Raw genomic sequence first — 12,608 nt, 5'->3', positions numbered from 1 at the left:
GATGAGCCAAAAGCGCAACTGCTGGGATAATGCCGTCATCACTCGTTTCTTGCTGAATCTGACCAAAGTATCTGCCTCTAACCTCTGTCCCTATGACAGAGCAGTTAAACCACCTCTCCCTGTGTACGAACCATCTTGACCACTACAGTTTGCGCTCTTTTTGTTCATTAATATTTATTATTTTAGTAATTCTCATTTATGGCCGTTTAAAGTATATTTATATTTTTAAGTCTATTAATTTGTAATTATGAAGCCAAACTTACAATTTTTAATCGTGCTTTTATTGTTTTCTGCGCCAATCTGCGCTGAACTCGCGCCTTATGTAGGCGCCACATTGCAGGGCCAAGCATGCAGTGGCAATTCTAAAGGATATGGTCCATACGATTATTCTAAAAGGCACTTAATACCAGCTAAGCACCTGAATATTGTTGAAGAGTACCACTTTACGCCTAACGTAGAAAACCTAATCGCAGGTAGTTCATCGGGGACGCCTTACGGTGATTTAGATTACACTTTAAGGGCTTGGCCTAATCATCATAGAGCGTTATTAAGCCTTATTCGATATCAATTGGAAGTAATTAAAAAAATAAGGAAAGATAAGAGTATTAAAATTCCCCCCGAATGTTATCTTCAGCGCGCCATTCATTTTAGCCCGAACGATCCGATGGCTTATTCACTTTATGGCTATTATCTAGCCAAAGTAGGCCAACATAAAAATGCAGAAAAGTTTTATAAAAAAGCATTAGAGCTCTCGCCTGAAAACTCGAAAATAGAATACTCCTATGCACTTTTGCTAATTGATCTCAAAAGGAATTCGGAGGCAGTTGAGGTTGCTAAAAAATCTTATCAGCATGGCCATCCACCCGAAGGTTTAAAAAATAAACTTAAAAAAATTGGAGCATGGAAAAATTAAAAATAATAATATTTTTACTTCCTGGTTAATCAATAATTCCATGATGTAATAGATTCTGTTCGATAGACCTTCAGCAATTTACATTCTCGGCTTCCAAGAGGTTTATCTATTGTATTTGGGGATAAAGCCCTCACCGAGACTCTTGAGCTAAACACAATATAAGGCCTGGAAACATAAATTTCAGAGCACTAATTTCAACTATTATTCTTATAATTATGAAATTAAAGGCTTTTACTATTTATAATTAACCTGAGTTCGGGATAAAAAAAGAAGCAGGTTTTTATTATAAAAAGAGAAAATAAGTTTTCGAGGCTCACTTTCTCAAACAAAACACCTGCTAGTGGTGAAATTAACACACCTATTCTGCGATGCGGACAATTTTTGCCGAACCTTTAATAGTTGAATGGCAAAAGAATCAACTCATTCAAGGCGGCAAGAAAGGTCATCCCCCGCATCGCATGAGCTATAGCGAAATGATCATGATTTTAATGGCTTGCCATCAGTCAGGCTTTCGAACCTCTGCATAGGGTTTTACCTGAAGCCTGTACACTGCTATGGGTCATCCGGCTTGCCTAACGGGGGTGAGCTATAATCGCTTTACCGAATGATGCCAGACCTGTTAGCGCCCATTACCGCCTCTATGAACAGTCGTCTTCGCAGGCAGCGCTTTTATTGATGCTATGCCCCTGAAAGTCTGCAAGACTATCCGTATGTCACGGCGCCCAACCCGGGTCAGGAAAGCAGGGCGCGGCAAGTCATCGACCGGCAAGCTGTTAGGCGACCGAGACACTATTTCCAAAGAATTAACCCGGCTGTTGGCTGGCCAGGATCTTAAACTGATGACCGCCCTGAAAAACAACTGAAAGCTCAGGCTAGGGAGACCTTTAATCAACTACTGCAGCAAGTGCAGCCTCATCGAAACCCTCAATGATCAGCTCAAGAATATTGGCGATCTTGAGCATTCGAAGCATCGCTCGTTGAGCCCTTACAGGTCCCCTATCATGGCCAGTTTAGCAGCTTATTCCTGTCAGGATAAAAATCAGGATAAAAAGCCGGCTCTTCAATTATGTAAGGCTGATTTACTACCTCTTTTTTCACGGAAATGGGTGTATTTTTTGATGGGGTTACCCGCGCCCGACCTCCTAAGAACTGTACGTGCGAGTTTTCCGGCATACAGATCAAGGCTCTGCAAAGGTATTTTGTGATAGCCGGTTACACACCCGATTTTCGGCGTATGATTTATAGCAACTGAGATGGTGAACGTAAAGGTTGCTTGTAGCCTCCGACCCGCTATCAATTTTTTCACATAGTAGTGAACATCCCAAGGCCTGAGCTTTGTGATGGGCTTTTGAGAGGCAGGACAGAGGCAATTTTGCCTTAGCCAGACCCGATAAAGTTTCGACCGACATCTCGATTATTTCAGCATTTTATTACCCCCCGGGATTCGAAATACTGCGACCATTTAGGGTCGTGTGGATAAGCGTCTGCTTTGGTCTTGACATGCCGCTGTATTGGCGGGTCCGATTCCAGAAACAAGTTGAGCTCTCTTAGCGTTCCCTCTTCTTTTTTCTGTAGCGGAAAAAACCCTGTTCCGAGTGCCTCTGGTTTTAAAATACCTTTGTTTAACCCAGCGACTCATTTCTCTGGATGCCTCCTTTACCGCCCATCGCCCTATTAATGACCAGACAGTGGTATCTCGCCCGAGCAAAGGTTTTTTTAGTGACTACATGGCTGTGATAATTCGCCCATCCTCTCAAAATAAGATTAAACAGCCTTATCACATTTGCCTGTTTAGCCGTATTGTTGGCCTTGATCGCTTCCCTGATTTTGTCAAGATGACTTCTGACATTTCTTTCGACGGCTTCATCAACAGCTTGCCGTTGTAATTGCGCAGGTTCCAGCCAAAGAAGTCGAATCCATCCTTGATGTTTGTTAATTTGATTTCTCCGGCGACAGCACTAGCCCACGTTCCGCCAGAAATTCTACCACTGAGGGTTTGACTTCCTGTTCTAGCCATTCTTTCGAGTTGCCGGTAATAATGAAGTCATCCACATAACGTACCCTATTCATTTTCCGCTCTGTCTGCTTCGCTTTCGGGAGTTTCTCCAAAAGCATCACCTCGAGGCCATCCAACGTCATGTTAGCCGCCATCGGCGAAATCATTCCGCCTTGCGGTATTCCGGCATCCGTAGGGAAGCGCTCGTTTTGATACATGTATCCCGCGTTAAGCCATTTCTTTAGAATCGCCTTATCCGTGGGGATATTGGCGATCGAGCAGTCGTGACTGATAGTGTTGAAACAGCCTTTATATCAGCCTCCAGCAGTTATTCTGCACTAGCTTTTTGAGAGAGAGCATTGAAAATTTGATATGGCTACCCTACTGGACCCATTCCTTACATACGGGTAAAGAAGGAGTAAGTTCAAAAGAGCCAATAAAAACCAGAAGTCTGTAGTGCCGAATTCAGAGAGTCAGCGGTTAAGCGGGCCAATCAATCAGATAAGCCGATTGTCCAAACAGCCAGAGACCTGGTTAACAAAGCCAGCCGCGAGCTTTGGCAGGGAACCCCGATGAAGGTCGCGTGGATCAAACAACAGTTTAACAAAGATGGCGTCATTTCAAGATGCCGGTTTATGAAAGTTTTCCCAAGCGCTTACCAGGCTTAGCTGCATCGCGCTCCGACCCGGCCTGAACAAAAGGGTGCTGGCTTGACCGGCATCATCCAGACGAATTTCGAGGGCCGCCCCGGGTACCCGAGGCATGAATCAACCGTTGCTTAACCGGGATTTGCCGGTTAGCCGCAAGGCCCAGGCCGGTTAATGCGCAAAGCGGGCCTGGCGCGTAAAACCCGGCGAAAACTTCAAGCCACCACCCATTCCCCTCCTCATTTAGCGGTTGCGGATAAGCCGCTCGACCAGCAGTTGGGTGTCCAAACCCCATCAGGTTTAGGCAGGCGCCCTCACTTATCTACCCGCCATAAGGCTGGCTCTATTGGGCGGTTGTGATCGATGGGTCTTCACGGTAAGCGGTGGACCGGTCTGTGGATAAGCCCAGGCGGGCAGCACGGATCAATGATGCTTTACGATGGCCAGTTGGAAACGCAAGCCTGATAAAGGCCTGGAGCGGCATAGCGACCGCGGCAGCCCATAGGCCTGTGGCCAACATAGGAAGCTGTTAAACCGCTCTGGCATTGAACAGAGTATGAGCCGTAACGGGAATTGTTGGGATAATTCCGTTTCGGAAAGGTTTTTTCATACCTTGAAAACAGAGCTTGTCTATCACCCAGCTTATGTTTCGCAAACAAACCCAGCAATCGATCTTTGAATATATTGAAGTGCTTTATAACCGGGAGCGAGTGCATTCGGCTAAGGGCCTATAAATCATCCGGAGATTTTGAATGGCAGCATAAAGCTGCTTAACCTGGGGCCCGGAAATGCTTCACATATGAAACTGATGTTACGCAGCCAGTAGAGATTGAAGCTCAGAACAATCCGGCCGGGCGGCCTTGATAAAGAGCTTAACCCTGAACGCAAAATGGTTGGTCTTGTGTTTTAGCTTCAGGCATTTCAGCTTGAAGACAGCATACATCGACATAAGTACAGGGCGGTTTTGAGTGGTTCCGCGCCGAGTTGGTGATTCGGCCTAGGCCGCATTGTACTTCAAAATTTTGTGAAACACTTCGACTTGTTCTGCTTTTTTCATTCTCCTGGAGTAACCAAATTCAGAGTCAGCCGCGTAACATCAGTTAACCGCTTATCAAAGAATTTAACCAAAAATATTGCAAGAGTTTAAAAAAACCTTATAATTCTATCTCTTTGTTGGGTCGCTAGCTCAGCCGGTAGAGCACCGCACTTTTAATGCGATGGTCATGCGTTCGAATCGCATGCGACCCACCAACAAATACCTTGTTAAATCAAGGAGTTCAACTAAATGCCATCGGTTGAAAACGCTTTAAACTCATAGGCAGTACGCAAATAAGTGCACAAATAGGACACTTTTAAATTGCGCACTGATTGTTTAATCCGTTTATCCGAGTCCGCAGTCATGGCAACTATCAGAAAATTATCAAACGGCAAATACCGCGCCGACATTCGCAAGAACTACACGTTTATCCAAGCAAAAACTTTTTTATCAAAAAAACAAGCGGAACAGTGGGCCGCTACTATTGACGCTCATATCGACTCCATTTTGGCTTTATCGCCTAATCACTTAAAAAATCTCACGCCGGACATCGTAAATGAAATGGGCGGCTTCGACTTATTTCAAAAACTGGGTATTGAACTGGAATTTTTGACCTTCGAAGATCTTGTTAATGAGTATGGTAAGCAATGGGCTAAAAAAGACCCGAATCAAATTCCTAGAGCCGCGTATTGGTTGGCTATTTTCGGCAAGCAGCCTATTAAAGCCATAGCGACCAGTGAGATACGCAGAGCCTTGGATCATTATGCAAAAGGCAAGTGCCTTCGAGGGGATGGCGAGGGAAAATCCAGAGAAACCGATAAAATCCGATCCAGCAATACGGTATTAAGATTGAAGGCCGTGTTGTCCAGTATTTTTAAATATGCCCTGCGGCGGGGTTATCTAAAAGACAATCCGGTGGATGGCATTTTCATTGATGCCACCCCTAATCAAATTGAACGGTTCTTGGACGACAGGGAGCGAAAGGTGCTGATGGCGTCTTGCCAGGAATCGACCTGGGATAAGCTTTATCTGGTCGTGCTGATGGCCATTACCACCGGCATGAGGAAAGCGGAAATAACCAATTTACGCTGGACCGATATTAATTTTGATAAAGGCCTGGCGAAGCTGGCCACTAGCAAGAATGGATCCCCGCGGATAAATCCCATACCGGCACTGGCCCTGGAGGAACTCAAAAAATTTAGACAGGTCGGCAATGGATTAATTTTTGGAAGTCCTAACGATGCAGAAAAACCGTTTGATTTCCGGGTGCAGTGGACACGAGCGATGCAGCGCGCCGAGATTAAAAACTTCCGCTTTCATGATTTACGGCATACGGCAGCCAGTTATCTAGTCATGAATGGGGCGTCATTGCATGAAACAGCCGAGATTCTGGGCCACAAGAGCACACAAACGACAAAGCGCTATGCCCATTTGTCAACAGATCATAAGAGTGCGCTGTCTGAGCGAGTCATGGGGAAAATTTTTAACGGTTAATATTAATGTGTCAGGTCAAGGCTGAATGCCGCCTCTTTTCATTCAGCCGCGTGGCCTGGTTTTTTAAAACAAGAAAACTGGAATAAGAGCCATGAAAAAGCTATTAAAGCAGATGCCCCATGAAAATATAAAAAACGCTTTAGCGAGGAGGAGAAGTCATCATAAATGTCATGTGCTTGGCAGTCTGCAGTATCGGATTTAACTATGAACGGCGCGACCTTACCTGAAACAGCCGAGTTGCTCGAGCACCCATAATCAGCAATCACTGAACGCTACAGCCACATTCAATAAGCCAAACAAGGGAACACTAGCGGAACACTAGCGGAACACTTAGGAGCAAGTTGATTAGATCAACAGGATGAACATGAGTATGAAACGTACCTCAAGCGATGATCAGCGCCCACCCAAAGAAATCATCAAAGAGTGGTGGCCTCAGGCCTATGACGAATTTGAAGCTAATCCGGAAGCCAACAGCCTCGCCATTTGGGTAGTGGCTTGCTTGCTTTATCCAGCGAATGACACTAGTAAAATTATTGAAAAAGCAGAGGAACTCTTATATCTTTGCCAAAATTATCGAATTCCTTGTGAAGGTAATCCCTTTAACAGTTATCAATACGTCACACTTAATCTTGTTTTCCCTGAAATTAAAGGAAAACAATACATTTCAGGACTCTTTGCCAAGCTTTCAAAGGAGACGGTTAGTAAACACTTACAGGATTACAGGGAGTGGCCTTTGGCGGCGGAAGTGCCGTTGTCAAAATGGTGGGAAAAACAACCTTCCGAGCAACTCCCTATCCGAATGACAGTATGTTCATCCGCTACTGAGCGATCGTTTGGGAATGTTAACCAGAAAAAACGTGATAGGGTTAAGGCTGAAATTCATTCCGATGACTCACCGGAGGCATTACTTATCCGGTTTGTCCATCAAGTTCTGATCAACTATCCCCACGCTAAAACCGCTGATTTGCGCCGATACTGTTTCGAAAATATGGAAAATTTGAATGCGAGGGATGGCAAAATTATTAATGATTTATTAATAAAGGCAGGCGCCATAAAATCAAGAAAAGGTGAGCATGCAAAGTATATTGAATGGAAAAGTAAATATCCCAAGGCGCAATGGGTGCGGATATTTAATAAGAAAAAATAACTTGTTAATTAATAAGTTATAAATCCCCTCGACTAATCCCCCGAAATCCCCAGTTGCTTGGGGATTTTTTTTGCCCATAAGATTTCTCCCGGAATCAGCCAAACGACGCTGTACATTTTAACCTGACCGGAGCATATACCTTATGGACGTGATAACCCCCCAAACCACTCCAGACCCGCTTGAGGATGTAGTGACCGTGGATACCTTGCACGCAGCGCATCCGCATTTATTCACCAAACCTCAATTAAACTGGCTACTCAAAACCCGTCATAAAAACGGACTGGAACAAGTTGGAGCTATTTTAAAAATTTCCCGAAAACTTTACATCAAGAAATCGATTTTCGTCGATTGGTTACTGAAACAAAAGGCGAGCGATTCATAAAGCACAGCATTCTAAATGCGATGCACCACCACGAATATCAAGCCTTTAAAAACCAAGTGCGCAACTAAGTGCACAAAAGCGTTCTTAACCGATGGCAAAACGAAAAAAGAAAGCACGGTTTTGATGTGAGTGGAAATACTAATATGCAATGCTAAGCGTAATCAAACCATTGCAGATTTTGTAGATAAAATACTTGATTAATAAATAATTTTACCATGCGAACCTTCTTTGCAATACAGCAGGACAAAACTAGTAACTCCGGCTGGCAGCAATGCCTAAACTGGGCGCGCCAGCAGATTAAAGAAGACGACACCCCTGTTCAATTATTAACGGCCAGAGGAGGCGATAAGGAGGCCGTGGTCATTGCCGAAATTACTGTCGAGCGTGAACGAATGATTGAAAACGGTAGAGTTTTACCGGTTAAAAGGCTCATGCATGGCAAAACTGAAGTTTAAGGTATCAGGTGGAGTTATTGTTCAGCCGCTCTCGATGATTGATTCATTGGCTTATAAACACCTTAGTGCCAAATCCGTAAAACTAATGTCACTAATGCAACGCCACTGGCGTGAAGATAAAGCAATTGACTACGGCATTACTCAAACTACCCGATCAATGAAATGCTCTCGTAGTACTGCATCAGCACTTTTTACAGAGTTGATGGAACTGGGATTTATTGCGCTGGTTGATGAAGCGGATTTTTATGCCAACAAAGCACGATCCTGGCGATTAACGTTTAGGCCTTTTTTAAATCAAGAACCGACGCATGAGTGGAAAAGTTGGGCACCTAAAAATTGAGGCCATTGTTCGGCTACGAAACCAGCATGGTTACTGTCACCGAATACCTAAGCCCTTTTAGTGCTATGACTGGTTTTGTCAGCGAACTGGGGGCTTAATTTTAGTGGCTTGTAGGGGCAACGAAAATACCCAACCCGTTCGGCTAGAGAGCATGTACTACTGTTACAGCCATATCTATACAAAGCAAAAAGGATAAACCTTGTGACCACGCCCTATTTTGATGGAACACATTTCCACGAATCATTGGAGGCTGAATATTTTATAAAAAGAAACTGGAAGCCCAAACCGGGCAACCTGCTGACAACTTCGGTAATTGTCAAAATAACTGTCGCCTCAATCGTTAAATTAAGCGGCTTTTTTCAAAGCCTGCCGATCCAATTTTTTGTCCTTCTGGTCTGGATTCAAATGAGCCACGCGCACAGGCTCCCAATTCCGTGTTTCACCGCGCCAGCGTTCCGGACGTTGCTTTTTTGCGGCTTCATAGACCGTTTTTCGCTGTTTCAAAATCGCCCTATCTTGTCCGGTGTGTCGCTGATTCAGCGTGACAAACTGAATGGCGCTATGCCGATGTTCAAGGTTATACCAATCAACAAATCCAGTGACCCAGCGCCGTGCTTGAGTTAACTCAGCAAATGGGCGTGCCGGATATTCCGGGCGATATTTGAGGGTCTTGAATAAGGCTTCCGAATAGGGATTATCGTTGCTGACCGCCGGCCTGGAGAACGAAGGCAGGATGCCCAAGGTCTGCAGGGTGGCCAGCATCGTGGCGCCCTTCCTGGGTCCGCCGTTATCGGAATGCAAGGTCACCTGCTGCCGTTTTATGCCTTCCCGGCGCACGATATCACGCACAATGTCGGCCGCCCACTCGCTGCTCTCGCGTTCGTACACCTGCCAGCCGACTATCTTGCGGCTGTAGACATCCATGAACAGATACAGATACAGGAAAACGCCTTTGACGGATGTGGGCAGATAGGTAATATCCCAGATGTACAGCTGATGGGGCGCGGTGGCCTTCAGCGCTTTCGGCTTGCGGCAGGGGCTGGCCACGTGGCTGGCCTGACGATGCTTAAGTTGCTTGGCATCGCGCAAAATCCGGTAGAAGGTCGATTCTGAGGCCAGATACTGACCCCGCTCGGCCAGGATCGGCACGATTTGGCTGGGTGACAACGCCGCAAATTCCGCCGAATTGGCGACCGTCAACACCGCCTGGCGTTCCTGATCACTGAGTGTGTGGGCGGGAATCACAGCGCGACCACGACGACCGTCTTCCGAGACCTCACCCGATTGCTGCCACCGTTGTAATGTGCGCAAGGCGATCCCCAACACGCCACAGGCTCGACTCCGACGAGCCCCGGCCCCGTGGGCTTCCTCTATCCAGGACATAATTTGTTGGCGCTCTGCTAAGGTAATCATTCGTCCTTTTCCTCCCAGAGCGCCTGATACTTTTTTTGCAACACCCGTAAGGCTGCGGCCTCCGCCAAAGCTTTCTCCTTGCGCTTCAGTTCACGCTGTAACATTTGGTAATTCGCTTTCAGGTCACGCCATTCTGAGCGGCTCACGGCGGCTTCTGACGTGCCGGTTTCAAAGTCATGACGCCACGCGTGTAAATGATGAGGAAAAATCCCTTGCTCTCGACACCAGGCATTCAACGTTTCTCCTTCTTTACCCTGACTGTCCAGGATCAGTTGAAAACGTTCGCTTAGACTCCAGTCTTGGGGCCTTTTGGTGATCAGTCCGGCTGGGCTCTCAACCGCTTCTTTCGGTAATTTCATCCCATTCTTCAATGTCCAGGTATTGAGGTTTAAATCTTCAGCAATCGCTTGTACAGTGCGATCGCCCCGATTATAAACTTTCTCCAACGCCTGTTGCCGAAACGCTTTCGTATAATAGGTCTTCTTTTGTAAGCGCCCTTTAAACCACGCCATTGATTTTCAGAACGAAGTTGTAGCAGTTTATCATGCAGTTTTTGGCTCGACGAGTTGCCAAGGTAGCAATGCCTCGAAATCTTCGACGGTTTTTGCCAGAGGCAACTGGCGGAACAATGCCACCAGATAGGTGTAAGGTTCGATGCTGTTGGCTTTGCAAGTTTCGATGAGCGAGTAGAGATTGGCGCTGGCACGAGCTCCGGCCACCGTGTCGCAGAACAACCAGTTGCGGCGACCCACGACAAACGGGCGTATGGCGTTCTCGCAGAGGTTGTTGTCGATGGGCCAGGCGCCGTTCTTGATGAAACGCGTCAATTTGGGCCATTGCGACGACAGATAATGCAAGGCCTTGCCCAGCAAACTACCGGGGGTTACCCCATGCAGATGTTGTAACAGTAGCCCTTCGATTTTGGCCAAAACCGGCCGGCTTTGTTCCTGCCGCCTTTGTCCGCGCAGATCGTGGCTTAGTTCTTTCGCCTTGGCTTCAATGGCATACAACTCGCCAATCGCGGCAATAAACTGCGTCGCTAGTTGTTCCCGTCCACGTGCGGTTTTGGGGATGGCCGCTTCCGCTTCAACAAAATAACGGCGTGCATGCGCCCAACAGCCGAGATGAATCACACCGCGCGAAGTGGCAATGCCGTTATACACCTCATAGCCGTCGCTCATCAGCGCCGCACCGGGTTTAATGCCTTCATAGAGTGGTTGCGCATGCGTGCCGCCGCGCCCCGGCGTGTAGCTGAACAGGCGGATCGGCGGCCCGGAGCCGGCCATTTGCGCCCATAGGTAGCTTTTGCTTTGCGCCGCTCGCCCGGATTCCTTGAGCACCTGGATGACGGTTTCGTCGCCCAGGATCAGGTCGGCCTCCAGCAGATGGTCGCGCAGCAGATTGATGATGGGTTGCACCGCATGGCCGACACGCACCATGCTGGCTGCCAGGGTGGTACGCGACAGATCGCCGCCGAAGCGGCCTAACAGGGCGGCTTGCCGATACAGCGGCAGACTATCCTGATATTTGGCGGTGACAACCCAGGCCAAGGCCGCTTCGGTGAGTAAGCCTTTGGGGATAACACGTGCCGGTGCCGGCGTGACCCGAATGCTTTCGTCGCAGCAGGGGCAGGCATATTTGATACGGTGATGCTGAATCACCCGCACTTGTTGCGGCACGATGTCGAGCTGTTCGCTGATTTCGGTGCCGATTTCCACCAGACGCGCCCCATCGTGCGCACACACGCGTTCGGCTTCCGGTAGTTCGTGGCGCACGATCTCGCGCGGCAGATAGGGGTCGAGCGGTTTGCGGCCGCGCTTCTTGCGGCTATGGCCAGCCACGTCGATCGCTTCGGGTGTGACTTCCTCGGCCACCGGCGCACCTGGTGGTGCTAGTGCTTCGGCTTCGTTCAGAAATAGGTCACGCTGGGCTGGATGGGTTCGCGCTTCGGACTTGGCGGCATACAGTCGATGCAAAAAGGCCTTCACGCGTTCTTTCAACAGATCACGCTCGACCGTCACCAAGCGCAGTTGATTCGCCAGCCGTTGCTGTTCGGCCAGTAAGGCTGGGTAGTCTGAGTCGGAAAGCGTAATGGTCGTCGTCATGACGCTATTTTACTCGATTTAAGTCATTGTTTCAGCCGGTTTTTGTATACATTCGCACCGGATGCGGCCGCATCGCCGCCAGGTCAATACCGGCTAACAGCCAGTGGAGTTGCTCGACCGTCAAGATCACCACTGCCGCTTCTTTCGGCCAGCAAAATCGATCGGCTTCCAGTCGCTTGATCATCAACCAGAAGCCGGTGCGATCCCACAATAGCAGTTTGATCCGATCCCGCCGCCGATTGCTGAACACGTAAATGGCCGGTTCAAACGGATTCAAACCCAATGCCTGCTCGACCAGCAGCGCCAAACCATTGATGGCCTTGCGGCCATCGACCGGTTCCCGGTGCAAATAGACCTTTAATCCCGGTTCGAAACGGAACATGGCAAAGCGGCCAGATCATTCAATAAAGGCGAAAGATCGCTCAGCCTAACCCCCTGTAACGCCAGCTTAACCCCATTGGCCAACGTCACGCTGAGGGAAATCTCTACCGACTTCGGGGTTTCCAGTGACAGCACCGGCGCAAAGGCCGATAGCGCGGACGGGGCGCCAGGGATCGCTGAGCTATTATTTTCACGATACTGGTTAATCCACTTGCGCAGCAGATTAGCATTGATGCCGTGTTCCAGTGCCATTCGGGCAACCGAAATCCCTGGCTGTAGACAGGCTTCAACCAGCTCAC

Annotated in this window: 11 protein-coding genes, 1 tRNA gene and 3 pseudogenes; 9 read left to right on the top strand and 6 right to left on the bottom strand. The window is 47.9% G+C overall.

The features are described from left to right. Positions 1–247: 247 nt before the first annotated feature. Together HUX64_RS17735 and HUX64_RS20575 are read left to right on the top strand one after the other, a co-directional pair. The gene (locus tag HUX64_RS17735) at positions 248–913 is read left to right on the top strand and encodes a tetratricopeptide repeat protein (protein WP_174627536.1); all 666 of its coding nucleotides are present in this window, start codon (positions 248–250) and stop codon (positions 911–913) included. 340 nt (positions 914–1,253) lie between these two features. Beyond that, positions 1,254–2,016 (top strand): annotated as a pseudogene (locus HUX64_RS20575) (transposase); the annotation flags it as partial. 519 nt (positions 2,017–2,535) lie between these two features. Here the strand turns inward: HUX64_RS20575 and HUX64_RS20570 are convergent. Together HUX64_RS20570 and HUX64_RS19395 are read right to left on the bottom strand one after the other, a co-directional pair. Next, positions 2,536–2,814: a group II intron maturase-specific domain-containing protein gene (locus tag HUX64_RS20570; RefSeq protein WP_425484279.1), complete on the bottom strand. Its 279-nt coding sequence runs from the start codon at positions 2,812–2,814 to the stop codon at positions 2,536–2,538. 31 nt (positions 2,815–2,845) lie between these two features. After that, a pseudogene (locus HUX64_RS19395) lies at positions 2,846–3,208 on the bottom strand (reverse transcriptase domain-containing protein); the annotation flags it as partial. Positions 3,209–4,112: 904 nt separating this feature from the next. Here HUX64_RS19395 and HUX64_RS20565 point away from each other — a divergent pair. The 7 genes from HUX64_RS20565 (at position 4,113) to HUX64_RS17685 (ending at position 8,410) form a co-directional block, all read left to right on the top strand. Continuing rightward, the gene (locus HUX64_RS20565) at positions 4,113–4,235 is read left to right on the top strand and encodes a hypothetical protein (protein ID WP_174627533.1); all 123 of its coding nucleotides are present in this window, start codon (positions 4,113–4,115) and stop codon (positions 4,233–4,235) included. 496 nt (positions 4,236–4,731) lie between these two features. Continuing rightward, positions 4,732–4,807, top strand: a tRNA-Lys gene (locus HUX64_RS17710). A gap of 148 nt (positions 4,808–4,955) precedes the next feature. After that, a complete protein-coding gene (locus HUX64_RS17705) occupies positions 4,956–6,086 on the top strand; it encodes a tyrosine-type recombinase/integrase (RefSeq protein WP_174627532.1) in 1,131 nt (376 codons plus the stop codon). 370 nt (positions 6,087–6,456) lie between these two features. Continuing rightward, positions 6,457–7,233 carry a hypothetical protein gene (locus HUX64_RS17700; protein WP_217426600.1) on the top strand — a complete coding sequence of 259 codons (777 nt, stop codon included), beginning with the start codon at positions 6,457–6,459 and terminating at the stop codon, positions 7,231–7,233. A gap of 142 nt (positions 7,234–7,375) precedes the next feature. Next, positions 7,376–7,615, top strand: a complete 240-nt coding sequence (locus HUX64_RS17695) for a hypothetical protein (RefSeq protein ID WP_174627530.1) — start codon at positions 7,376–7,378, stop codon at positions 7,613–7,615. A gap of 215 nt (positions 7,616–7,830) precedes the next feature. Further along, complete coding sequence (locus HUX64_RS17690; RefSeq protein WP_174627529.1) at positions 7,831–8,070, top strand: hypothetical protein; 240 nt, start codon at positions 7,831–7,833, stop codon at positions 8,068–8,070. Beyond that, the gene (locus tag HUX64_RS17685; RefSeq protein ID WP_174627528.1) at positions 8,051–8,410 is read left to right on the top strand and encodes a hypothetical protein; all 360 of its coding nucleotides are present in this window, start codon (positions 8,051–8,053) and stop codon (positions 8,408–8,410) included. The genes HUX64_RS17690 and HUX64_RS17685 overlap by 20 nt, the downstream gene beginning before the upstream one ends. Before the next feature lie 345 nt (positions 8,411–8,755). Here HUX64_RS17685 and HUX64_RS17680 read toward each other — a convergent pair. The 4 genes and pseudogenes from HUX64_RS17680 to HUX64_RS17665 form a co-directional block, all read right to left on the bottom strand. After that, positions 8,756–10,335, bottom strand: a pseudogene (locus tag HUX64_RS17680) (IS3 family transposase). 30 nt (positions 10,336–10,365) lie between these two features. Further along, positions 10,366–11,928: an IS66 family transposase gene (tnpC, locus tag HUX64_RS17675; RefSeq protein ID WP_174627527.1), complete on the bottom strand. Its 1,563-nt coding sequence runs from the start codon at positions 11,926–11,928 to the stop codon at positions 10,366–10,368. Positions 11,929–11,959: 31 nt separating this feature from the next. Then, positions 11,960–12,310, bottom strand: coding sequence for an IS66 family insertion sequence element accessory protein TnpB (gene tnpB / locus HUX64_RS17670; RefSeq protein WP_174627526.1), 351 nt, complete (start codon positions 12,308–12,310; stop codon positions 11,960–11,962). Then, a partial coding sequence (locus tag HUX64_RS17665) for a transposase (RefSeq protein WP_246247112.1) occupies positions 12,286–12,608 on the bottom strand: 323 nt, incomplete at its 5' end. The genes HUX64_RS17665 and tnpB, both read right to left, overlap by 25 nt.

Source organism: Candidatus Methylobacter favarea, from assembly GCF_902806695.1.
GTDB classification, from domain to species: Bacteria; Pseudomonadota; Gammaproteobacteria; order Methylococcales; family Methylomonadaceae; genus Methylobacter_B; species Methylobacter_B favarea.
Note: the sequence above shows the minus strand (reverse complement) of the source record. Positions and strands in the feature narration are given on the sequence as shown.